Raw genomic sequence first — 21,599 nt, 5'->3', positions numbered from 1 at the left:
TCACTCGGTCGTAAAGAGATCGATTCCTCGTGCGTCGATCATCTCGAGCGCCTTGCCGCCGCCGCGCGCGACACAGGTCAAGGGATCTTCGGCCACGACCACCGGCAGCCCCGTCTCTTCCTCGATCAGACGGTCGAAATCGCGCAGCAGTGAGCCGCCGCCGGTCAACACGATGCCGCGCTCGGCCACGTCCGAGCCGAGCTCGGGCGGGGTCTGCTCCAAGGCCATCTTCACCGAGCCGACGATCGCCGCAAGCGGTTCCTGCAGGGCTTCGAGGATCTCGTTGCTGTTGAGCGTAAAGCTGCGCGGGATACCTTCTGCGAGATTGCGCCCGCGCACCTCGATCTCCAGCACCTCGTTGCCCGGAAAGGCCGAGCCGATGCTGTGCTTGATCCGCTCGGCCGTGGCCTCGCCGATGAGGGTGCCGTAGTTGCGCCGGACGTAATTGATGATCGCGTCGTCGAAGGTGTCGCCGCCGACCCGGATCGATGCCGAATAGACGATGCCGTTGAGCGAGATGATGGCCACCTCGGAGGTGCCCCCGCCGATGTCGATCACCATGCAGCCACGCGGCTCGTGGACCGCGAGTCCGGCACCGATCGCCGCCGACATGGGCTCTTCGATCAAAAAGACCTCGCGCGCCCCGGCCCCGGCCGCCGACTCCTTGATGGCGCGACGCTCGACCTGGGTCGAGCCGCAGGGCACGCAGATGAGCACGCGCGGGCTGGGGCGAATCATGCGCGACGCATGCACCTTATGAATAAAGTACTGGAGCATCTTCTCGGTGATCGTGAAATCCGCGATCACACCGTCCTTGAGCGGGCGAATCGCCGTGATGCTTTGCGGCGTACGACCGAGCATCAGCTTGGCCTCTTCGCCCACGGCGACGACCGTCTTGCCTCCGCCTTTGCGCTCGTGACGGATCGCGACCACCGACGGCTCGTTGAGGACGATCCCCTGGTCACGCGCAAAGATGAGCGTGTTGGCCGTACCCAAATCGATCGAGAGATCGTTCGAGAAGATTCCACGAAGACTTCTGAAGAACATCAGGTGCGTACCTTGCGGGAGAAAGAGGAGATCGCCGGCTCTCCCGCGGGCATCCTGGATCAGGATCCTCCGGGAAATCCATCGGAAAACGGCGAGCTAATCTAACAACGCAAGGGAGGATCGGCAAGGCGGGTGTTCACGACAAGACCGAAGCGCTCGGATCGGCGGCCGGCCCCGTTCGGATTGCCGGCGAACGCTGATGGTGCAGCACGGCAGATGTTTCGAGACCGCTTGTTGTCGTTGTCGTAATCGTGGTCGTATCGATGGTCGATTACGACAACGACAACGACAACGACAACGAAAATAATTTCGGACGGTCTCGGATTCTCCGCGCCGCTCCGCTAGCTTTTCGGCGGGACGTAACCCTCGGGCATCTCCGCGCCTTCGCCGAAGAAATATTTATCCATCTGCTCTTCGAGAAATTTGCGTGACTTGGGATCCATCGGACTCAGGCGATTCTCGTTGATCAGCATGGTCTGGTGGCGCAGCCAGTCCTGCCAGGCCTGCTTGGACACATTGGCGTGGATGCGCTTGCCGAGTTCGCCCGGATAGGGCGCCCGATCCAGGCCCTCGGCCTCGCGGCCGAGCTTGACGCAGTGAACCATGTGAGTCATGAGACGTCTCCGTGTGGTTGCGCACGAACGGGCGGTTGCGCTCGGCCGGCTAGAAAGTGGTCCAGGATGCCTTTCACCGGCGCGGGCGTACCGAGAGAAGCGAGATCGGCACGGTTCAGCCAGCGCCGATCGGCGTCGTCGGCAACGCGAGCGGGTGTCGCGTCGAGCTGCACGAGTGCGATCCGGATATCCAGATTGAAGTGGGAGAAGGTGTGACGGCGTGCCCCGATCATTTCAACCCGCGCGGGCGCAACACCGAGGCGAGCGAGACACCAGTCGCGCGGATCGGCGTCCGGCGCAATCTCGGGCAGACTCCAAAGTCCGCCCCAGATCCCGCTCTTGGGCCGACGCTCCAGCAGGATCTCCCCGGCCGGATCGACGAGGATCAGCATCAGGGTTTCGCGCTCCGGCGGGTTGCGGCGCGGGCGGGGTGTCGGGAGCTCGGTCTGACGGCCCGAGCGGCGCGCAACACACCGCTCCGAGACCGGACAGCGCTCGCAGGCCGGGGCGCGACGGGTGCAGAGCGTGGCGCCCAGATCCATCATGCCCTGGTTGTAGGCGCCGACCCGGTTCGCCGGCGTCAGCCGCTCGGCCAGTGTCCAGAGCCGATCGAGGACAGCACCTTGGCCGGGCCAACCCTCGACGCCGAAGGCACGCGCGAGCACCCGCTTCACGTTGCCGTCGAGGATCGGATGGGGCTGGTCCAAGGCGAGCGAGAGCACCGCACCGGCCGTGGAGCGGCCGATGCCGGGGAGCGCGAGCAAGGGCTCGATCGTTGCGGGGAAGACGCCGCCGTGCAGATCGCGAATCAGACCGGCGGCACGATGGAGATTGCGGGCGCGGGCGTAGTAGCCGAGCCCGGACCAGAGGGCCATCAGGCGATCCTCCGGCGCCTCGGCAAGGTCCGCCACCGTCGGAAACTGCGCGACGAAACGCTCGAAATAGGGGATCACGACCGCGACCTGCGTCTGCTGGAGCATGATCTCCGAGACCCAGACCCGGTAAGGCGTCGGGTCGCGCTGCCAGGGCAGGTCCTTGCGCCCGTGCCGATCGAACCAGCCGAGCACGGCCTCGCTGAACCACACCGAGGGGCCTGCGCTCATCGCCTCTCCCCATCCTCGGTGCGAGGAGACGGGGCTGTCGCCTTCACGATCCAGCCTCTTCGCGCGCCTGTCCGCAGTTCCAGCAGACATCGAAATCGCCGTCCACGGACTCTTCGCAACCGCTGCAATACCAGGTTGCGGTGCTGCTCGGACGCCGCGCATCGGCCTGAAATCGGCTGAGCAGCTCGCGGCCGCGTTCGAGGTCGTCGTCCTCCACGAGCCAGAGCGTAGGACCGATGTCGGCAGGCAAGCCACCCGCGGCACCCGCGAGATAGTCGCCCAAGATGACGGCTTCGACGAGATGCCGATCCAAAAAGTCCAACAGGAGTTGGGCCTCGATGCGATCTCGGGCCTGATAGAGTCGTTGCATGGGGCTACGGGACCGGCATGATCGCCGCGGAAGCGGGGTGCAGAGCGGGGGAAGATGGAGCGGGTGATGGGAATCGAACCCACGCTATCAGCTTGGGAAGCTGAAGTTCTACCATTGAACTACACCCGCTTTGATGGGTTAGTGTAGGCGCTGCACGCCGCGCAATCAAGAAGGGCCGTGGATGCGCCGAACGCCGAGCTCACTCGTAAAGTGAGCATCTCACTCTGGACGCGGTTTAGATCAGGCATCCATCCCGTACATCCCCTCGATCTCGTCGCGATAGCGTGTGACCACCATGGCGCGCTTCACCTTCATGGTCGGCGTCAGCAGGCCGTTGTCGATGGACCAGGGCTCAAGCGTCAGGGTCACGCGCCGGATCTTGGCATACCCCGGAAAATCGTGTAGCGCCGAGCGTATCCGCTGGAGGATCAGCTTGTTGAGCCGAGCGTCGCGCAGGCTTTCCGAGCGCTCGGGATCCAGGCCATGCTCGCGCGCGAGTCCGGGCCAGAGGTCTGCGTTCAACACCAACAACGCCGTGAGATAGGAGTGCCCCTCGCCGAGTACAACCACCTGCTCGAACAAAGGGTCCATCGCGATCGCCATCTCGAGGTCGGCGGGCGGGACCTTCTCGCCGTTGGACAAGACCAGAATGTCCTTGAGGCGTCCGGTGATGTAGATGTGTCCGTGCTCCAGACGCACCTGATCGCCGGTGTGCAGCCAACCGTCATGCGTCAGCACCCGGGCGGTGGCCGCGTGGTTGTTCCAGTAGCCGAGCATCACGTTCTCGCCCTTCACGAGCAGCTCGTCCTGTGCCCCGATGCGCAACTGAAGCCCACGCAGCGGCACACCCACGCTTTCCGGGATATTGTCGTTGAGCGGATTGAAGCTGATGACGGGACTGGTCTCGGTCAAGCCGTAGCCCTGCAGCAGGGGCAATCCCAGACCGATGAAGGTGTGCGCGACCGGGGCCGGCAGGGGCGCACCGCCACTTACGGCGACACGCAGCGCTCCACCGAGCTTGGCGAGGACTTGATCGGCGACCTTGCGGCGCAGCAACGGCCAGAGCAGCATCAAAGGGTGCCAGCCGCCGCGCCCTTGCGCACGCAGAAAGGTCCGCCACCCCGCGGCGACGGCGAGCCGGAACAGCCAGCGCGCAGGCGCCGGGCGAGCCTCCAACTGGTCCTGGATGCGCTGGTGGACCCGCTCGAAGACCCGCGGGACGGCGATGATGACGGTGGGACGAATACTCTGCATATCCTCGGCGAGCTGCGCGATCGAGCGCGCAAAGGCAACCGTTGCTCCGGCCATCATCGGCAGGTAATAGCCGCCCGTGCGTTCGAGCATGTGGGACAGCGGCAGAAAGGAGAGAAACCGATCTTCCTGATAGCAATCGATCACGGTCAGTGCGCCATGGGCGTTGCCCAGGATGTTGCGGTGGCTGAGCATCACGCCCTTGGGGCGCCCGGTGGTGCCCGAGGTGTAGACAATGGTCGCCAAGGCATCCGGATCGCCGTCACGTTGCACAAGCTCGGGCGCCGTCTCCGGAAGCCAATCCTCGGCGATCACCACCCGCGGATCCGCCGCCGCGATCTCGCGTGCCGCGGGACTCGACTCCAGGATCACGACGCGCGTCGGGAAGGGCGCATCGCCGAGACTTTCGGCCAGCCGCTTCCAACGCCCGGCATCGTGGATCAGCAACAGCTTGACCGCGGCATCCTGCAGGATATAGGCCGCGTTCTCGGCCCGATCATCCGTGTAGAGTGGCACCGTGACCAGCCCGAGCGACAGCGCTGCCTGATCGAACACCACCCAATCCGGACAGTTGCGCAGCAGGATGGCGACCCGGTCCCCGCTTTCGAGTGTCTCGCCCGCGAGCGCCCGATGCCAGCGTGCTGCACGCTCGCTCGTCTCGGCCCAGGTCAGCTCGGCCCACCCGCCGTCGCGCTCGAAATGGCGATAGGCAACCCGCGTCGGCGAGCGCCTGACGCGTTGAACGAAGAGCCCGTCCAGGGTCTTGGCGCGGTCGATCGGAATCAGGTCCTCGGACCATCGGCTCACGGGCTATCCTCCTGGTCTCGCCGACCCACGCAGAGAGGCGGCGTCTCGATTCTCCGGCACGGCCCGCCATCGGGGCATGACTGCTCGTGCACGGACATGCGAGCAGGACCGGGTTTCTGTTGTTTGCCCTATTGTCCCCGTGCAACGCCTTCGGCACCAGTGTTGCCTCGAGGCCAGGATGCGCAGCGCGGCCGAAGGACGGGGCATGCCGACGCAACCCGAAAATTCTCCGGCGACCGTCACGCCTCTGCTACCCTCCGATCGGATTGCGACAGCGCGTGTCTGCCCCCGATCCCGGTAACGCGCCGACTGGGCATGAGATCCGGAAAACGCATCGATCGCCTTGTTTTGCCAATAAATTCTGCTAATATAAGCAAAATCTAATATTTTAGAGGACCGCCACCATGCCCCTCGTCCCCTGGCTGATACCGGCACTCGCCGGCCTTGCGGTGCTTGCAGCGCCGACCCTGCAGGCCGCCCAGACCGCCGCCCTCGACACCGCACCGGCTGAATACCGGGTCTTGCCGCGCGAATACCGACTCGACGGTATCGTCGAGGCGATCAATCGCACCACCGTCTCGGCACAGACCACGGGCCAGGTCCAAGAGATCCTGTTCGATGTGGAGGATTTCGTCGAGAAGGACGTGATCGTCGCACGTTTGAAGGATACCGAGCACCGTGCGCGGGTGGCCCAAGCGGCCGCCGATTTGCGGTCCGCCTCGGCGCGATTGGAGCAGACGCAGGAGGAGTTCACGCGCGTCATCGGTCTATTCGAGAAAAAAAATGTCTCCGAGTCCGCCATGGATCAGGCGAAGGCGGATCTTGCCGCGGCCCAAGCCGAGCTCGAATCCGCCACCGCACGGCTCGAGCAGGCGCAGGAACAGTTGGAATACACCCAGATCCGCGCCCCCTACTCGGGCATCGTGACCCATCGCCATATCGAGGTCGGCGAGACGGCGAGCCCCGGTCAGCAGGTCATGAGCGGGATCTCGCTCGATCAGCTGCGTGTGATTGTCGACGTTCCTCAGAGTGTCATCCCCTCGGTCCGCGAGGGCGCAACCGCGCGCATCTATCTGGGTCCCGAGGAGATCCTCCAGTCGGATCGGGTCACCATCTTTCCGTTCGCGGACATGGGCTCCAACACCTTCACCGTGCGTCTGGATCTGCCGGAAGGTACGAAAGGCCTCTTTCCGGGCATGTTCGTGAAGACCGCCTTCGAGATCGGCGCCAAGCAGGAGCTGACGATCCCTTCGGAAGCGGTCGTGCAGCGCTCCGAGGTGACTGCCGTCTATGTGGTGGACACTGACGGGCGAGTCGGCTTTCGCCAGATCCGGCTCGGACGGGCCGTCGAGGGCGGTGTCGTCGTGCTCGCCGGACTCGGCGAAGGCGAGCGGGTCGCGCTCGACCCGATCGCTGCCGGCGTCGCTTTGAAGTCGCAGTCGAGCGCCGGCAGCGCCGAGGCGGGACAAGATCATGGCTGAGCAGCTCGGCATCTCGGGCAGCATCGCCCGGCGTTTTCAGAACACCGAGATCACCCCGCTGCTGGCCGTCGTCGGCCTGCTGCTCGGGTTGTTCGCGATCCTCGTCACGCCGCGCGAGGAAGAACCGCAGATCAACGTCACCTTTGCGGACATCTTCATCCCCTTCCCGGGCGCCTCGGCGAGCGAGGTCGAGCACTTGGTCGCCGGACCGGCCGAGCAGGTCTTCTCCGAGATCAAGGGGATCGAGCACGTCTTCTCGGTGTCGCGCCCCGGCATGGCCGTGGTGACCGTCCAGTATAGGGTCGGCGAAGACAATACCGACGCCGTGGTGCGGCTCTTCAGCAAGGTGCTGGCCAATCAGGATTGGCTGCCGCCGAACCTGGGTGTCGGCACCCCGATCGTCAAACCCAAAGGGATCGACGATGTTCCCATCATCACCGCCACGCTCTGGTCCCAAGATCCGGACGTCGGCGCCTTCGAGCTGGGGCAGGTCGCCCATGCGCTCGAGCAGGAGATCAAGCGCGTCCCCGGCACGCGCGACGTCTACACCGTCGGCGCGCCGTCCCAGATCGTGCGCGTGCTGTTGGACCCCCAAGCGCTTGCCGGCTACCAAATCGACCTGAGCGACCTGCGCCGTTCCCTGCAGGCCGGCAATGTCATCAGGGACAACCTCACGGTGACCGCCGACAACGAGGAGATCCTCGTGCAGGCCGGTACCTTCCTCACCTGTCCGGAGGAGCTGCATCAGCTGGTCGTCGGCCTGCACGGCGGTCGACCCGTCTACCTCAGCGACGTGGCGACCCTGAAGCGCGGCCCCGAACAACCCGCAGCCTATGTGCGGATGGGTTCCGGCGCGGGCGCGGTCCACACGGATCTCGACCTGTCCGGCAGCACCCCGGCCGTCACGATCGCGGTGGCCAAGCAGGAGGGTGTGAATGCCGTCGCCGTCGCCGAGCAGGTCATCGAGCGTTTCGCACAGCTCGAAGGCACCTTTATCCCGGACAACGTCCAGGTCACGGTCACGCGCAACTACGGCGCCACGGCCGACTACAAGGCGAAGAAGCTGATCACCAAGCTGGTCTTCGCGACCGCCTCGGTGGTCCTGCTGGTCTGGCTCGCGATCGGCTGGCGCGAGGCCATCATCGTCGGCGCGGCCGTGGTCGTGACACTGGCCCTGACGCTTTTCGCCTCTTGGGCTTGGGGCTTTACGCTCAATCGGGTCTCGCTCTTCGCACTGATCTTCTCCATCGGCATCCTGGTCGACGACGCTATCGTGGTCGTGGAAAACATCCACAGGCACATGGCGATGAGCAAGGCCAAGCTGCTCGACCTCATGCCCAAGGCAGTCGACGAGGTCGGCGGACCGACCATCCTCGCGACCTTCACCGTCATCGCCGCGCTGCTGCCGATGGCCTTCGTCAGCGGACTGATGGGGCCCTACATGAGCCCGATCCCCATCAACGCCTCAATGGGCATGCTGATCTCGCTGATCGTTGCCTTCGTCTTCACGCCCTGGATGGCGAACGCCATGCTCGGCAAGCGCCACGCCGCGGGCGCCGGACATGCGCAGCACGGCGATGATCCGGATGCGGCCCATGCGGGCGGGCGTCTCGGCAGCCTGTTCCACACCGTCATCGGGCCGTTCCTGGTCGGGCGCAAAGGGGTCCTCAACCGCTGGCTGCTGCTGGCCGGAATCCTGATTCTGATCGCGGGCTCGATCTCGCTCGTCACCAGCCGGGTCGTGATTCTCAAGATGCTGCCCTTCGACAACAAGAGCGAGTTCCAGGTCGTGCTCGACATGCCCGAAGGGACCAGCCTGGAGCAAACGGCGCGGGTGCTGGGCGAGATGGGCGATTTTCTGGCCGGCGTCGACGAGGTCACCGATTTCCAGGTCTATGCCGGCACCGCCGCGCCGATCAACTTCAACGGCTTGGTGCGCCAGTACTATTTGCGCGAGGGCGCACACCTGGGCGACATCCAGGTCAACCTGGTCGACAGCCATCATCGCGACCTCCAGAGTCACGCGATCGCCGCCGGCATGCGCGCCCCTCTGCAGGAGATCGCCTTGCGCTACGGCGGCAACGCCAAGATCGTCGAGATCCCGCCCGGTCCGCCGGTGCTCTCGCCCCTGGTCGCGGAGATCTACGGGCTGGACTACGATGGACAGATCCGCGTCGCCCGCGAGGTCCGCAAGATCTTTGAATCCACGCCCGACATCGTCGATGTCGACGATTCGGTCGAATATCCGTCACGCAAGCTGGTCGTGGTCGTGGATCGCACCAAGGCATCGCGCCTGGGTGTGCCCCAAAGCACGGTCGCCCAAGCACTGTCCACGCTCCTCGACGGCGAGGACATGAGCTATCAGCACTGTCAGAACGTGAAATATGCCGTGCCGATCCGTGTGGAGCTCAGCGAGGCCGACAAGGCCGATCTGGATCAGGTGCTGGCGTTGCGGGTGCTCTCGATGTCGGGTGCACTGGTGCCGCTCTCCGAGATCGTCGAGGTCCAGGAGACCGAGCGTGCGCACAGCATCTACCACAAGGATCTGATGCCCGTGGTCTATGTCACCGCCGACATGGCCGGCGAGACCGACAGCCCGCTCTACGGGATGTTCGAGATCTCGGATCGCCTCGCCGAGGAGCAGGGCCTCGAGCAGTGGTTTATCCAGCAACCGGCCAACCCCTACGAGTACAGCCTCAAGTGGGACGGCGAGTGGCAGGTGACCTACGAGACCTTCCGCGACATGGGCATCGCCTACGGGGTCGGACTGCTCCTCATCTATCTGCTGGTGGTCGCCCAGTTCCGCAGTTACCTGGTGCCGCTGGTGATCATGGCGCCGATCCCGCTGACGATTATCGGCATCATGCCCGGCCATGCGCTCTTGGGTGCACAGTTCACGGCGACCTCCATGATCGGCATGATCGCGCTCGCCGGCATCATCGTGCGCAACTCGATCCTGTTGGTCGACTTCATCAACCAGCAGGTGCGCGAGGGTAAAGGGTTCGAGGAGGCCGTCATCAACTCGGCCGTGGTGCGCGCCAAGCCGATCGCACTGACCGCCGCCGCGGCCATGGCAGGGGCGCTCTTCATCCTGGATGACCCGATCTTCTCGGGGCTCGCGGTGTCGCTGCTGTTCGGTCTGTTCGTCTCGACCCTCTTGACCCTGGTCGTCATCCCGGTGGTCTATTACGGCGTGATGCGCACGCGCGTGGAGTGGATCCGCACCGCAACGGGCTGATGGGATCGGGAGCCGGGTCGGGATCCGGGGCGTCCTGCCCCGGATCCCGATCTATTCGACATGTCCGGTCAATCCCCCTGAAGCAGGATCACGGCCGCACCATGCGTCCGCTCGATCCGCAGCCTCAGCTCCGTGTAGCCGTTCACCTCGAAGGGCTCGTCGCCGCAGCTGCAGCCGCCGACGATTTCGGTAAAGAACACCCCGACGACAACCTCGATCCGCTCGGCGTCCGCGCAACTCGACAGGAGGGTCAACCCGAGGGTCTCGGGATCGATCAAGCCGCCGTGCTCGCCCGCAATCGGCAGAACCCCGTCCTGCAGGGCTAGAAGCTCACGCCTCAAGACCTCCGGGAAGGCCGGGGTTCCGAAGGCAGCGACCGATTCGACGAGCATAAAGGCCGACCGAGAGCTCTCATCGCGGGACCGACGCTCGACCGACACGACTCAAGACACCGCCAGTCCTGCAAGATCATCCGGAAGATGGATCCGCAACCAGTCGAGGATCTCGTGGCGAGATCGCGCGCCGCTGAAACGCGCCAGCTCCTCGCCCCGATAAAAGAGGATCACGGTCGGGAAGCCGCGCAGCTTGTATTGACCTGCGAGCTTCATGTTCTCGCCCTCGTCGACCTCGATCTTGGCGAGCCCGATCCGCCCGTCGAGATCCGCGACGACCCTCCCCAAGTGCGGCGCCAAGGCATGACAGGGCGCGCACCAGTCGGCCCAGAAGTCCACCAGGACAGGTCGGACCGCGGACGCTTCGATCACCTCACGCTGGAAGCTCTCGAGGTCGACATTCACGCTGTACTGGGACTGATCGATTGAGATGGCCATATCGGATCTTTCGTTCTCGTTCTGCTAAACCGCGCCAGCTCCGACAGTCGTCGGAGCTGGCGCGGCCAAGCCATTCCAACACATGACGCATACGGCACCGGGCGCGGTTTACTCGGTCGGCGCCCACAGGTCGCTCAGGTCAATCGTGACCGCTTCGAACGGCGCAACCGACACCTGCGCACCGCCCGCAAACCGCCCGATCTCGCCCCAGGCGCCACCGTCCAGAGCGTAGGCTTCCAGCGTATGAGCCCGCGGATCGATCAACCAGGCGTAGGTGACCCCGAAGTGAGCATAGATCGGCATTTTCACCTCGCGATCCTTGCTTGCAGTCGACGGCGAGAGGATCTCGCAGATCCAATCGGGCACGACCGTAAACCGATGATCCTGCGGGATGCGCGGCAGTCTGCTGCGACGCCAGCCGGCCAGATCGGGGACATCGACCTCGGTGTCGTGGATGAAGTGCAACTCCGGCTCCGCTGCGATCCACCAGCCGCCGGGCCCTCCCCGACCCTTCTGGAACGGACTCACAAGCTCGTCGGCCAACGACGTCGCCGCGACCACATGCACACCGCTCGGGCGCGGCTGGGTGTAGAGCTGGCCATTGAGGATCTCGCCCGTCAACCCTTCGGGCAGGGCTTTAAGCTGGTCGTACAGACTGGGGCGAGTCGTCTGATTGGCGTGCATGGCTCGGGCTCCCTTGGCCGGTTGATCTGGTCTAGACCGCGACCAGAGCGAAATGTGTCATTTTCACGTTGCGTCTGGTTTTGAAGATATCCTCGATCTCGGCGAGACGCGGTTTAAAGCGCTTTTTTTTGCACATCGACAACCAGCCTACTGTCCACGCTGAACAGGTTCATAGGGTCTCCGTCTCGAAGCCGACCAGAGTACGACGCTCCCGGCTGAACTCGATCCCGATCAGGTGGATCGGCTCGCAGCGTGAGCGGTATTTGTCGGCGTAGCCACGCTCCTTGAGCTGTTGCAGCGCCCGGCCCTCGGGCGCCAGTTCGACGACCTTGAATTCAAACAACCAGATCCTGGCGTTGAACTTGAGCGTCAAGTCGATGCGACCGAGCTGGGTGGCGTCCTCGGCCGTGAGATCCAGGCCCAACGCGGCGAGATGGCTGTAGAAGACGCTGGCGTAGTAGCCCTCGAACCGCGCGATGGGGTTGGCGGTATGCCACTGATGGGGGATCGCCGCGAACAGGCTCTCCACATGGGCGCGCAGGGCGTCCAGGTCGCCGGCCACCAGCACGTCGTAAAGCCGGCTCGCCAGCTCGCTCGCTTGGCCCGGTTGTCCGATCAGCGCCTTGGCCAGGCTGTCGTTGAGCGCACTTTCGACCTCCAGATTCGGATACCCCAGGGTGTATTCGAGCCGGGCACCGAGCCGTCTCGACCCGGTAAAGGTCAGATAGCCGGTCTGCCATAACAGCGCCTCGGGGGTCAGATGATCGACGTCGAAGGCCGACAGGAGAGCTTCGTCGGCCCGCAGATGCGCAAGCCGGGGGGTGAAGAAGCCTCGCTCGGTCAGCAGATCAACGAGGAAGGTTGGCGTGCCGGTCTCGAACCACCAGGTGCGGAACTCGCGCGCATCGAAAAGAAGCAGCAGATCGAAGGGGTTGTAGACCGCCTCCCCGGTCCAGTTGTAGCCGTTGTACCAGGCGCGGATCTGTGCGCGGTCCAGGCCGTCCAGCTCAGGGGCGAAAACGGTGTCGACATCCTCTTCGGTATAACCGCAGAGCGCCGAGTAACGGGCGTCGACCGTGATGTCCTTCAGGTTGTTGAGCCCGGAGAAGATGCTGACCTTGCTGAATTTGCTCACCCCGGTGAGAAAGGCAAAACGTATGTGGGCGTCGTTGTCCTTGATCACCGAGTACAGATTGCGCAGTCCGTCGCGCATGGCGCTAGCGGTTTCCCGATCGGTTAAGTTGTCCAGGATCGGCTTGTCGTATTCGTCCACCAGCACGACCACACGCTGGCCGGTTGCGGCATGGGCCTGTTGGATCAATCGACCTAAGCGCCCGGACAGCGTTGACGCCTCGACCGTCAACTTCAGCCGCCCGGCATTGTCGTCCAACAGCTCTCGAATCTTCTCATCGAGTTCCGCCCGGCTGCGCACGACACCCCCGCCGAAACTGACGCGGATCACCGGATAGCGGACAGTCCAATCCCAGTGCGGATGGATCAGCAGCCCGCGAAACAGGGGCTCGTTGCCGGCGAACAGCTCAGCGATCGTATCGATCAGCAGTGATTTACCGAAGCGCCGCGGGCGCGACAGGAAATACTGACTGCCCTCCTCGATCAAGCGCCGGATAAACCCGGTCTTGTCGACATAGTAATGATCCGCTTCGCGAATCTTGGCAAAGGTCTGGATCCCGATCGGAAGTTGACGACGGTGCATGATGGTCCTCGGCCGCGCGCGGCCTGTTGGCATCCAGGCTTAAACCGCGCCCAGCGCGGTATGGGGTGTTTTTGGATGGGATCAGCCCGGCAGACTTGACGACCGCTGGAGCTGGCGCGGTTTAAGATTCTGAAAAATTTATTATTTTGAACCGCGCGCCCACTAACGGTTAAGGCTGCACCAAACGTCGAACACAATCGAAGACGAGCGTCTCGCTCTGGACGCGGTTTAGGCTCATCTACCCTTCACCGACCAGAATACAGCTGCTCGGTCGGCGGCCAGAGATCGCTCAGGTCGATCGTCACGGCATCGAACGGCGCGACCGCTACCGGCAAGCCGCCCACGCACCACGAGATCTCCCGCCAGTCGCCTCCGGGGCCGCCGCGCCCTCTTTGAAAAGGGCCGAACAGCTCGTAACCCAAGGCCGACGCTGTGACGACATGCGCACCGCTCGGCCGCGGCTGAGTGTAGAGCTGGCCATTGAGGATCTCGCCCGTCAACCCTTCGGGTAAGGCTTCAAGCTGCTCGTAAAGACTGGGGCGGGTCTTCTTGTCCGCGAACATGAGTCGGGCTCCCGTGTCGTCTTGATCTGTGAAGCATACTCGCCAACCTGGAGATATGCGGCGGTGGCGCGGGCCATCTCGGCATCGAGCGTGACGATGTATGCAGCCAATGACTCCGATGCACCCGTGAACAGCACTCCGCCCGCATCGAAGCAGGCCGCCACACTGGAGCCATCCGAGCGCCTGAGCTATTGTATCGGCCCTAAGCGCCGGGGTGGTCCCGGCCGCGCCGGAGCCGACCCCGAGGCCATCCCATGCCCGATCGTGACACCCATCGTGCCGCCTTCCCCATCACCCGCATGCGCCGGATGCGTCGCGACGCCTTCTCGCGTCGGATGATGCGCGAGACCACCCTGACACCGGACGACCTCATCTATCCCGTCTTCGTGTTGGAAGGCTCCGGGCAGCGCGAGGCGGTCGCCTCTATGCCGGGGGTCGAGCGTCTGAGCATCGATCTCCTGGTGGAAGACGCGATCGAGGTCCAGCGACTCGGCATCCCGGCCATGGCGCTCTTCCCGGTCACCCCGCCGGAGGTCAAGTCGCTCGACGCATGCGAGGCGTTCAACCCCGACGGTCTTGCGCAGCGCGCGGTGCGTGCGCTGAAGGCCGCGGTGCCGGATCTCGGGATCATCACCGACGTCGCGCTCGACCCCTTCACCACGCACGGTCAGGACGGCCTCATCGACGAGACCGGCTACGTCATGAACGACGAGACGGTCGAGGTGCTGGTGCGCCAGGCGGTCTCGCACGCCGAGGCCGGTGCCGACATCGTCGCACCTTCAGACATGATGGACGGGCGGATCGGCGCCATCCGAACGGCGCTCGAGGCCGAGGGGCACATCCACACCCGCATCCTCGCCTACTCCGCCAAGTATGCATCCGCCTACTACGGCCCGTTTCGCGACGCCGTCGGCTCGGCCGGCAACCTGGGCTCAGGCAACAAGTACAACTACCAGATGGACCCCGCAAACTCGGACGAGGCCCTGCACGAGGTCGCCTTGGACCTGGCAGAAGGCGCCGACATGGTCATGATCAAGCCGGGCATGCCGTATCTCGACATCGTGCGACGCATCAAGGACCAGTTCGGCGCGCCCACCTTCGTCTACCACGTGAGCGGTGAATACGCGATGCTCAAGGCCGCCAGCATGAACGGCTGGCTCGACGAGCGCGCCGTCGTGTTGGAAGCCATGGTCTCGATGAAGCGCGCCGGTGCCGACGGGATCCTGACCTATTACGCGAAGGACGTCGCTCGCTGGTTGGGGCGGTAGGATGCCGCCAGCCGCCAGCCGCCAGCCGCCAGCCTCCAGCTTCCAGCCTCCAGCCTCCAGCCTCAAGGATGAGGGTGAGACGCTGGTAGCTGGCGGAGGAGGCAGGAGGCAGGAAGCAGGAGGCAGGAAGCAGGAAGCAGGAGGCAGGAGGCAGGAGGCAGGAGGCAGGAGGCAGGAGGCAGGAGGCAGGAGGCAGGAGGCAGGAGGCAGGAGGCAGGAAGCGGCCGAAAGCTCCAGCTCGATTCACCACCAGAGGCATCACACGCCCATGCCGGACCACTACGCCGTCATCGGCAACCCTATCGCCCACAGCAAGTCGCCGCTGATCCATGCCGCCTTCGCACGTGCGACAGGCCAAGATCTCGACTACGGGCGTATCCTCGGCGATCCGGATGATTTCCCCGGCGAGGTTCGGCGTTTCCTCGCCAGCGGCGGTCGCGGACTCAATGTCACGGTGCCTTTCAAGGAGGCCGCCTGGGCGCTCGCGGACGAACGCTCTCAGCGTGCCGAGATCGCCGGCGCGGTCAACACCCTGATTCGGCTCGACGACGACAGACTCCGCGGCGACAACACCGACGGGGTCGGTCTTGTCCGCGATCTTGCGGACAACCATGGCTTTCGTTTTCCGGGCGCGCAGGTTTTGCTGCTCGGGGCCGGCGGTGCGGCGCGCGGCGTGTTGGTGCCGCTGCTCGAGAGCGGACTCGCCCGCCTGATCATCGCCAACCGAACCCCGGGCAAGGCCCAACAGCTTGCGGATCTCGGTGCCCCTTTCGGACCTGCACAGGCGCGCGGCTTCGATCAGTTGGAGGGCGAGCGGTTCGACCTCATCATCAACGCTACCTCGGCGGGTTTGAGCGACGCGGTCCCGGCCATCCCCGAGGACTGTCTCGCCTCGGGCGGCTGGACCTACGACATGCTCTACGCCGACACGCCGACCGCCTTCCGTCGTTGGGGACAACGACACGGCGCTGCCCGGTCACTCGACGGACTGGGGATGCTGATCGAGCAGGCGGCCGAGTCCTTTTGGTTGTGGCGCGGCGTCCGTCCGGACACCGCAGCCGTCATCGCAATGCTACGACACCCGGAGTAGAGATGATGAAGACCGCCGTGTTGGGCCTGGGTCTGATGGGTTCGGAGATCGCCCTGAGGCTGAAGCGACAAGGGCGGGAGGTCATTTGCTGGAACCGAGGTCAGCCCAATCGCGACGCCGCGGAACGTCGTGGACTTGAGCTGGTACAGACACCCGCAGATGCCGTCGCGGCCTCCGAGCTGGTGGCCCTCGTACTGAGCGACGCCGCCGCAATCACGGACACCCTGTTGGATCCGGCGGATCTGATCGACTTGCGCGGGAAAGTCCTGATCCAGATGGGCACGATCGCCCCCGCCGAGAGCCGAGCGATCGCCGAACGGGTCACCGCGCTCGGCGGCAACTACCTGGAAGCACCGGTGCTCGGAAGTCTGCCCGAGGCGCGCGAGGGCACCCTGATCCTCATGGCCGGAGGCGACCGGGATCTCTTCGAGCGCTGCCGGCCCCTGCTGCGCGACCTCAGTCGCGACCCGCAATGGATCGGCCCGGTCGGTCAGGGCGCCGCCCTCAAGCTCGCCATGAACCAGCTGATCGCGGGGCTCACCGCCAGCTTCGCGACAAGCCTCGCCTTGGTACGCCGCGAGGGCATCGATGTCGAGCAGTTCATGACTCTACTGCGCGGAAGTGCGCTCCACGCCAAGACCTTCGACAAGAAGCTCGACAAGTATCTGAGCCACGACTACGCCGGCGCGAGCTTTCCGCTCAAGCACCTGCTCAAGGATGTGCGCCTGTTCGCACGCGTCGGCGAGGCATGGCAGGTGGACACCCGAGTGATCTCGGCGATCGAGGCGGTCTGCGCCGACGCGGCGGCCGCGGGTCTCGCCGATCAAGACTACTCCGCGCTCTACGAGACGATCAGCTCTTCAGCACCCTCGAAGGGGTGACCGGTGGCCGAGGCATATGATCCCTCGGAGCAAAGAGCGCGGAGGATGAGCACCGACATCAGGCCCGCAGCCACCTACCGCGCTACGGAGTGTCGGATGACAGGTTGCGCGAACCCAATCGCCGACGAGACAGAAAGGCGTCAGAATCCCCATGGAGCTCCCCTTCACCCACAAACCCGGTCGACGCGAGCGTCATCTGAGACGTCGACACGAGAACCCGCTCTTCGCCTGGCCACCGCAAGAGGTCCCACCCGAGGATCTGCTGGCGGCCCAGCAGGCGGATCATGAGGAGATGGAAGCCTTCCGCACGGACTTCCGCGCGCTCGTTCAAAAGGCCGTCGAGCTGCCGCCGGACGCCGGCAGCGAGATCGTTCTGGGTCTCAAGGAGGCGTTGGAGCGACATTACGAGCAGTCCTTCGGTCTGCCGGAGACCCACACCGAGGAACGCAAGGCGATCCGCAAGCTCATCGCCCTCATCATGCAGGCCGTCAAGCGCGCGGCGGGTGTCGATCCGCTCGCTAGGCAGGAGCTTGCCGAAGAGGAAGAGGCCCGCGAGATCCACTTCCGCCTGCTCAAGCAACCGCTGGTGGCTGATCTGCTCCACCCCGAGTCGCCGATCGGCCCGGACCAGCTTACGCCGGCCGTCCTTTCGGCGACGCTCGACGAGGTCGCTGCGGTACTGCAGATCCTCGACCCCGAGCAATGCGCCGAGCTCGCGGATCAGGCGATCCGTCTGCTCGAAGACCGCGCCGCCCATGGCGTCGATGTGGCGCCGGCGCGGCGGCGTCTCGATCTGATCCTGACAAGTCTCGGGGTGGAAGACGCACCGCGCCACTGAGTCCGGAACACGGCCCCGACGGCAGATCCTTCAAACCGCGTCGCTCGCTCCGGACGGATCGCTATAGATCGCCGCCATCTTGCCCGCCTGCACCGCCACCACATGGCGCAAGTCCGGCGGGGAGAGTACCTCCAGATTATCCCCCGCCCCGAGCAACCAGCGCAGCAGCTGCCCCGTCGAGGGGACGCGGGCGGATACCCGCAGATCGAACATGGAGCCCTCCGGCTCGTCCTCGAACCACTGCCCGGGTGCGAGCGGGCAGGCGGCCAACACCGTGGCCAGATACCCGCGGACCCGCAGTTCCAGATCGATCAGCTCGCCCTGACCGAAATCCGCCTGACCGCGCGCGATCGCCTGGTCCAAGTCGAACCCCGCGGCGGCCCGCGCAGGCGTGTCGCTCGCGACCTCCGCCCGCACCATTCGGTGCAGGGCATAGAGACGCACGGGCGCGTCCTCGTCGTTCTTCAGTGCGAAGAGATAGGGGATCGGGCCGCGCTGAAGGAGCGCCTGCGGATGGATGCGCACCGGTGCGCACAGGTCTTCGGCGTTGCGATAGGTGATGTCCAGCGCACGGCCTTTCGCCAAAGCCTCGATGGCCGCGCTCAACACCTTCGGATGCAGCTCCACGGGTTGCAGCCGCAGGGTATCCGGAACGATCCGCAACCGCGTGCGATCCAGCACCGGACCTTCGACCTCGGTGAGCACGCGCTGCCAGAACCGATCGAGCTGGCGCAGGGGCACATATTCGGCGATCAGGTCGCGGACCTGCTGCAGCGCGTATTGCAGGACCGGCGGGTCGTCGTTCACGTTATCCGTCAGGCGCCGATACCGCAGCGGCTTGCCGCCGGGATTGACCGCCTCGATCCGCCCGTCCGTCACCAACTCGTCCAGATCGCGCTGCAGCTTGCGAAGCCGCGCCGTGTCGCTCTTGGCGGTGTAGGCATCGCCGAGGATGGCGAGCAGCCGCGCACCGTCGGGAGCGGAATCGACGGAGGACACCTCCCGCGGCAGCAGCTGCTCCAGGCGCTTGAGACGCTCGATTCGAGTGGTGTGGATGGCGCTCATGCGCCGAGTGTACGACAGTGTGTGACGCATGCCCATGGTGAAATGGACCTTGTCGCCGCATCCGCCCCACCGACGAGGTTTCCAGCATGTCCCGACACGACCGTTCACTCTCCTCGCGCGAGCTGCTCGCCCGCATCGGCTTAAGCGACGAGCATCCGCAGGACCTGCTCGACAACGAGCCGCTTGACGATCTCTCCGGCGACATCGGCGCGGCACTCGCCGCCCGCTGCCGTTCCTTCCAGGAACGCCACACCTTCGCGGTCGGCGATCTGGTGACCTGGAAACCGGGTCTGAAGAACCGCCGTATCCCCCGCTACGGTCAGCCCGCCGTGGTCATGGAGGTGCTGGACCCGCCCGTCGTCGATGGCGAGCGCGAGTCCGGGAGCACCTATTTCAACGAGCCGCTCGACCTGGTCCTGGGCCTCTTCATCGACACCGGTCCGGCGCGCGGCGAGCTGCTGACCTGGCACTTCGACGGTCGCCGTCTGCAACCCTGGACACGGGAGGTCTGAGCATGCCCCAACCCCGCACACTTTGGCGCACGGACGTCACCGCCGTGCCGGCCGCGACATGGCGGGCCGCGCGCTATGCCCTGCAACTGGTCCGCGCGCACCCCACGCTCGAGGACCGCTCCACACTCGGCGCGCTCTGGACCCTGTGTCTGCCGCTGTTCGAGCCCGAGCAGGTGGCGGCCTTCCTGGCCAACGCCGCCGGCCGCGATCCGGACGAGGCTTGGGCGGACGCCGACGAGGACGCCGCCCTGCAACCGCAGGACGACGCCGTCCTGCGCGGGCGTCTGCGTCGGCTCTTCCAACGCATCCCGCGCAGCGTCCTGACCCGTCTGGCGTCAGCCGACACGGCGGAGCCGACGCCGCCCGTGCTCGCGATCCTGGGCGAAAGCCTGGGACTGGATCGGACCGACCTGCAGATCCTCGCCTATCTCGACGCATACGACGCCCACGAGCCGCTGCGCACCCTCCTGCGCCGCTACGGGCAGACCGCCGCGCGCGTTAACCTGGTCCGTCTGAGCGCGGCCCTCGCAATCCCCGAGCACACCCTGCGCGAGGCGCTGACCCGCCAAGCCCCGCTGCGTCGACTCGGTCTGCTCGACTACACGGGCGACCCCTGCGACCTGGAAGATTTCGTCCGCCCGACCAGCCTGCTGCGCGAGCTGCTGGCTGCCGAGCCCACGGATGCCGACGCACTCCTCGCCATCCTGATCGAGCCTGCACCCGCCGCCGCCTGGCCGCTGACCGCCTTTCCCCACGTCGCCGACGCGGTCGCGCACCTCAAAGCAGTCCTCGGCCGTGCCGCGACGACCGGCGCGATCGGCGTCAACGCCCTGCTGCACGGCGCACCCGGCACCGGCAAGACCGAGCTCGCCCGCGCCCTCGCGGACACCTGCGGGCTGCGCGCCTATCAGGTGCGCAGCGCCGACGAGGACGGCGACGGGCTCTCGCGCAAGGGCCGCCTCTCGGCCTATCTGCTGGCCCAACGCCTGCTCGCCCGGCGTCGCGATGCCCTGCTGATCTTCGACGAGGTGGAGGACGTCTTCGACACCGGCGACGATCTCTTCGCCCTGCTGCGCGGTCGGGCCGGTTCGGGGCACCAGAAGGGCTGGATGAACCGCACCCTCGAGGACAACCCGGTCCCCGCGATCTGGATCACCAACAGCACCGAGGGGATGGATCCGGCCTTCCTGCGCCGTTTCCTGCTGCCGCTAGCCTGTACCACCCCGCCGCGCTCGGTGCGCCGACGCATCGCCGAGTCACACCTCGGCGACTGCGGCCTGCCGCCGGCCCTGCTCGACGCGCTGGCGGACGATGCCGCCCTGGCCCCGGCACAATTGGGCGCGGCCCGGCGCCTGCTCGAGCTGCGCCCGGACACCGCCCCCGAGCCGACCGTGCGCCACGGTCTCGCCGCGATGCGCAGCCTCCTGCACGGCTCGCCGACCCCGCCGCGGCGCCGCCCCGGCATCGCCTTCGACGTCGCCTACCTGAACCTCGCCGGCGGCATCGCCCCGAGCGCCATCGTCCAGGCACTCGATCGCACCGGCCACGGCAGCCTCTGCTTCTACGGCCCGCCCGGCACCGGCAAGACCGCCTTCGCCGAGATCCTCGCCGAGGCGCTGGATCGCGAGCTGATCGCCCGCCGCGCCTCCGATCTCATCTCCCCCTACGTCGGCGAGACCGAGCAGAACCTCGCACGGCTCTTTCGCGACAGCGACCCCGCCCACAGCCTGCTGCTGCTCGACGAGGTCGACAGCTTCCTCGGCGACCGACGGGACGCCCGCCACAGCTGGGAGCGCACCCAAGTCAACGAGCTGCTCCAGCAGATGGAGCACTACCCCGGCATCTTCGTCGCCGCCACCAACCTCATGTCCGGGATCGATCCCGCGGCGCTGCGACGGTTCGACTTCAAGCTGCACTTTCGGGCGCTCGCACCGACTCAGCGGCTTGCGCTGTTCGCGCGCGAGGCGCTCGGGGATGTCGCCCTCTCGGTTCCGGCCGATCTCGCACGGCACCTTGGGGCACTGGAGGCGCTTACACCCGGCGACTTCGCGACCGTGGCGCGGCAGCGTACACTCCTCGGCGAGACGTTGACACCGGAGCAGTTCCTGCGGCGGTTGGCCGGGGAGTATCGGATGAAGGGGGAGGCGCAGCACAGCGTGGTCTAACATCCGTGGGGCGCGGGAGCCCATCATCATGATCAAGGGCGATCATGCCGGCGTGGAGCAGATCCACGCGGCCGAATC

Annotated in this window: 19 protein-coding genes and 1 tRNA gene; 8 read left to right on the top strand and 12 right to left on the bottom strand. The window is 65.6% G+C overall.

Annotation, left to right across the window (positions count from 1 at the left end; translation table 11 throughout):
• The 6 genes from BDD21_RS06800 to BDD21_RS06775 all read right to left on the bottom strand — a co-directional run bounded on the left by BDD21_RS06800 (position 1) and on the right by BDD21_RS06775 (position 5,192).
• On the bottom strand, positions 1-1,047 hold the full coding sequence (locus BDD21_RS06800; RefSeq protein WP_120796511.1) for a rod shape-determining protein: 1,047 nt from the start codon (positions 1,045-1,047) through the stop codon (positions 1-3).
• Between the two features lie 341 nt (positions 1,048-1,388).
• Positions 1,389-1,661: an oxidative damage protection protein gene (locus tag BDD21_RS06795; RefSeq protein WP_007194860.1), complete on the bottom strand. Its 273-nt coding sequence runs from the start codon at positions 1,659-1,661 to the stop codon at positions 1,389-1,391.
• Positions 1,658-2,764 carry an A/G-specific adenine glycosylase gene (gene mutY, locus BDD21_RS06790; RefSeq protein WP_120796510.1) on the bottom strand — a complete coding sequence of 369 codons (1,107 nt, stop codon included), beginning with the start codon at positions 2,762-2,764 and terminating at the stop codon, positions 1,658-1,660. Before mutY ends, BDD21_RS06795 begins: the two co-directional genes overlap by 4 nt.
• A 43-nt stretch (positions 2,765-2,807) precedes the next feature.
• Complete coding sequence (locus BDD21_RS06785; protein ID WP_120796509.1) at positions 2,808-3,134, bottom strand: putative signal transducing protein; 327 nt, start codon at positions 3,132-3,134, stop codon at positions 2,808-2,810.
• Positions 3,135-3,189: 55 nt separating this feature from the next.
• Positions 3,190-3,263 (bottom strand) — tRNA-Gly (locus tag BDD21_RS06780).
• Between the two features lie 111 nt (positions 3,264-3,374).
• Positions 3,375-5,192: an AMP-dependent synthetase/ligase gene (locus BDD21_RS06775; RefSeq protein WP_120796508.1), complete on the bottom strand. Its 1,818-nt coding sequence runs from the start codon at positions 5,190-5,192 to the stop codon at positions 3,375-3,377.
• Between the two features lie 404 nt (positions 5,193-5,596).
• On the opposite strand from BDD21_RS06775, the gene BDD21_RS06770 reads away from it, so the two are divergent.
• A complete protein-coding gene (locus BDD21_RS06770) occupies positions 5,597-6,673 on the top strand; it encodes an efflux RND transporter periplasmic adaptor subunit (protein WP_120796507.1) in 1,077 nt (358 codons plus the stop codon).
• On the top strand, positions 6,666-9,911 hold the full coding sequence (locus BDD21_RS06765; RefSeq protein ID WP_120796506.1) for an efflux RND transporter permease subunit: 3,246 nt from the start codon (positions 6,666-6,668) through the stop codon (positions 9,909-9,911). Before BDD21_RS06770 ends, BDD21_RS06765 begins: the two co-directional genes overlap by 8 nt.
• 68 nt (positions 9,912-9,979) lie before the next feature.
• On the opposite strand, the gene BDD21_RS06760 is transcribed toward BDD21_RS06765, so the two are convergent.
• The 5 genes from BDD21_RS06760 to BDD21_RS06740 form a co-directional block, all read right to left on the bottom strand.
• Positions 9,980-10,303, bottom strand: coding sequence for a glucosamine--fructose-6-phosphate aminotransferase (locus BDD21_RS06760; protein ID WP_147431004.1), 324 nt, complete (start codon positions 10,301-10,303; stop codon positions 9,980-9,982).
• A gap of 51 nt (positions 10,304-10,354) precedes the next feature.
• Positions 10,355-10,741, bottom strand: coding sequence for a thioredoxin family protein (locus BDD21_RS06755; protein WP_120796504.1), 387 nt, complete (start codon positions 10,739-10,741; stop codon positions 10,355-10,357).
• A gap of 108 nt (positions 10,742-10,849) precedes the next feature.
• Positions 10,850-11,425, bottom strand: a complete 576-nt coding sequence (locus BDD21_RS06750) for a Uma2 family endonuclease (RefSeq protein ID WP_120796503.1) — start codon at positions 11,423-11,425, stop codon at positions 10,850-10,852.
• A 169-nt stretch (positions 11,426-11,594) separates the two neighbouring features.
• The gene (locus BDD21_RS06745; RefSeq protein ID WP_120796502.1) at positions 11,595-13,139 is read right to left on the bottom strand and encodes an ATP-binding protein; all 1,545 of its coding nucleotides are present in this window, start codon (positions 13,137-13,139) and stop codon (positions 11,595-11,597) included.
• Between the two features lie 245 nt (positions 13,140-13,384).
• A complete protein-coding gene (locus BDD21_RS06740) occupies positions 13,385-13,702 on the bottom strand; it encodes a hypothetical protein (protein WP_120796501.1) in 318 nt (105 codons plus the stop codon).
• Positions 13,703-13,956: 254 nt separating this feature from the next.
• Here BDD21_RS06740 and hemB point away from each other — a divergent pair, with 254 nt between their 5' ends.
• From hemB to BDD21_RS06720, 4 genes are all read left to right on the top strand, one after another.
• Positions 13,957-14,970: a porphobilinogen synthase gene (hemB, locus tag BDD21_RS06735; RefSeq protein WP_120796500.1), complete on the top strand. Its 1,014-nt coding sequence runs from the start codon at positions 13,957-13,959 to the stop codon at positions 14,968-14,970.
• Between the two features lie 268 nt (positions 14,971-15,238).
• Positions 15,239-16,060, top strand: a complete 822-nt coding sequence (gene aroE, locus BDD21_RS06730) for a shikimate dehydrogenase (RefSeq protein ID WP_120796499.1) — start codon at positions 15,239-15,241, stop codon at positions 16,058-16,060.
• 5 nt (positions 16,061-16,065) lie between these two features.
• Complete coding sequence (locus tag BDD21_RS06725) at positions 16,066-16,941, top strand: NAD(P)-dependent oxidoreductase (RefSeq protein WP_120799786.1); 876 nt, start codon at positions 16,066-16,068, stop codon at positions 16,939-16,941.
• 151 nt (positions 16,942-17,092) lie between these two features.
• Positions 17,093-17,779: a hypothetical protein gene (locus BDD21_RS06720; protein ID WP_120796498.1), complete on the top strand. Its 687-nt coding sequence runs from the start codon at positions 17,093-17,095 to the stop codon at positions 17,777-17,779.
• A 30-nt stretch (positions 17,780-17,809) separates the two neighbouring features.
• Here the strand turns inward: BDD21_RS06720 and BDD21_RS06715 are convergent, their stop codons facing one another.
• The gene (locus BDD21_RS06715; RefSeq protein ID WP_170164698.1) at positions 17,810-18,844 is read right to left on the bottom strand and encodes a helix-turn-helix transcriptional regulator; all 1,035 of its coding nucleotides are present in this window, start codon (positions 18,842-18,844) and stop codon (positions 17,810-17,812) included.
• An 86-nt stretch (positions 18,845-18,930) separates the two neighbouring features.
• Here BDD21_RS06715 and BDD21_RS06710 point away from each other — a divergent pair, with 86 nt between their 5' ends.
• Both BDD21_RS06710 and BDD21_RS06705 read left to right on the top strand, forming a co-directional pair.
• Complete coding sequence (locus BDD21_RS06710; RefSeq protein ID WP_120796496.1) at positions 18,931-19,356, top strand: hypothetical protein; 426 nt, start codon at positions 18,931-18,933, stop codon at positions 19,354-19,356.
• Between the two features lie 2 nt (positions 19,357-19,358).
• Positions 19,359-21,521 (top strand): AAA family ATPase, encoded by a 2,163-nt coding sequence (locus tag BDD21_RS06705; RefSeq protein WP_120796495.1) that lies wholly within the window; start codon positions 19,359-19,361, stop codon positions 21,519-21,521.
• Positions 21,522-21,599: the final 78 nt, after the last annotated feature.

Origin of the sequence: Thiocapsa rosea (assembly GCF_003634315.1) — a bacterium.
Taxonomy (GTDB): Bacteria; Pseudomonadota; Gammaproteobacteria; order Chromatiales; family Chromatiaceae; genus Thiocapsa; species Thiocapsa rosea.
The sequence above is the reverse complement of the archived record's forward strand: the minus strand, read 5'-3'. Positions and strand labels throughout refer to the sequence as shown.

What these genes read in the sequence shown, in the direction of transcription:
- BDD21_RS06795 (WP_007194860.1), bottom strand. Translation starts at nt 1,661, where the DNA reads ATGACTCACATGGTTCACTGCGTCAAGCTCGGCCGCGAGGCCGAGGGC.
- BDD21_RS06800 (WP_120796511.1), bottom strand. Translation starts at nt 1,047, where the DNA reads ATGTTCTTCAGAAGTCTTCGTGGAATCTTCTCGAACGATCTCTCGATC.
- aroE (WP_120796499.1), top strand. Translation starts at nt 15,239, where the DNA reads ATGCCGGACCACTACGCCGTCATCGGCAACCCTATCGCCCACAGCAAG.
- BDD21_RS06725 (WP_120799786.1), top strand. Translation starts at nt 16,066, where the DNA reads ATGAAGACCGCCGTGTTGGGCCTGGGTCTGATGGGTTCGGAGATCGCC.
- BDD21_RS06705 (WP_120796495.1), top strand. Translation starts at nt 19,359, where the DNA reads ATGCCCCAACCCCGCACACTTTGGCGCACGGACGTCACCGCCGTGCCG.
- BDD21_RS06715 (WP_170164698.1), bottom strand. Translation starts at nt 18,844, where the DNA reads ATGAGCGCCATCCACACCACTCGAATCGAGCGTCTCAAGCGCCTGGAG.
- BDD21_RS06760 (WP_147431004.1), bottom strand. Translation starts at nt 10,303, where the DNA reads ATGCTCGTCGAATCGGTCGCTGCCTTCGGAACCCCGGCCTTCCCGGAG.
- BDD21_RS06765 (WP_120796506.1), top strand. Translation starts at nt 6,666, where the DNA reads ATGGCTGAGCAGCTCGGCATCTCGGGCAGCATCGCCCGGCGTTTTCAG.
- BDD21_RS06755 (WP_120796504.1), bottom strand. Translation starts at nt 10,741, where the DNA reads ATGGCCATCTCAATCGATCAGTCCCAGTACAGCGTGAATGTCGACCTC.
- BDD21_RS06785 (WP_120796509.1), bottom strand. Translation starts at nt 3,134, where the DNA reads ATGCAACGACTCTATCAGGCCCGAGATCGCATCGAGGCCCAACTCCTG.
- hemB (WP_120796500.1), top strand. Translation starts at nt 13,957, where the DNA reads ATGCCCGATCGTGACACCCATCGTGCCGCCTTCCCCATCACCCGCATG.
- BDD21_RS06710 (WP_120796496.1), top strand. Translation starts at nt 18,931, where the DNA reads ATGTCCCGACACGACCGTTCACTCTCCTCGCGCGAGCTGCTCGCCCGC.
- BDD21_RS06745 (WP_120796502.1), bottom strand. Translation starts at nt 13,139, where the DNA reads ATGCACCGTCGTCAACTTCCGATCGGGATCCAGACCTTTGCCAAGATT.
- BDD21_RS06770 (WP_120796507.1), top strand. Translation starts at nt 5,597, where the DNA reads ATGCCCCTCGTCCCCTGGCTGATACCGGCACTCGCCGGCCTTGCGGTG.
- mutY (WP_120796510.1), bottom strand. Translation starts at nt 2,764, where the DNA reads ATGAGCGCAGGCCCCTCGGTGTGGTTCAGCGAGGCCGTGCTCGGCTGG.
- BDD21_RS06750 (WP_120796503.1), bottom strand. Translation starts at nt 11,425, where the DNA reads ATGCACGCCAATCAGACGACTCGCCCCAGTCTGTACGACCAGCTTAAA.
- BDD21_RS06720 (WP_120796498.1), top strand. Translation starts at nt 17,093, where the DNA reads ATGGAGCTCCCCTTCACCCACAAACCCGGTCGACGCGAGCGTCATCTG.
- BDD21_RS06740 (WP_120796501.1), bottom strand. Translation starts at nt 13,702, where the DNA reads ATGTTCGCGGACAAGAAGACCCGCCCCAGTCTTTACGAGCAGCTTGAA.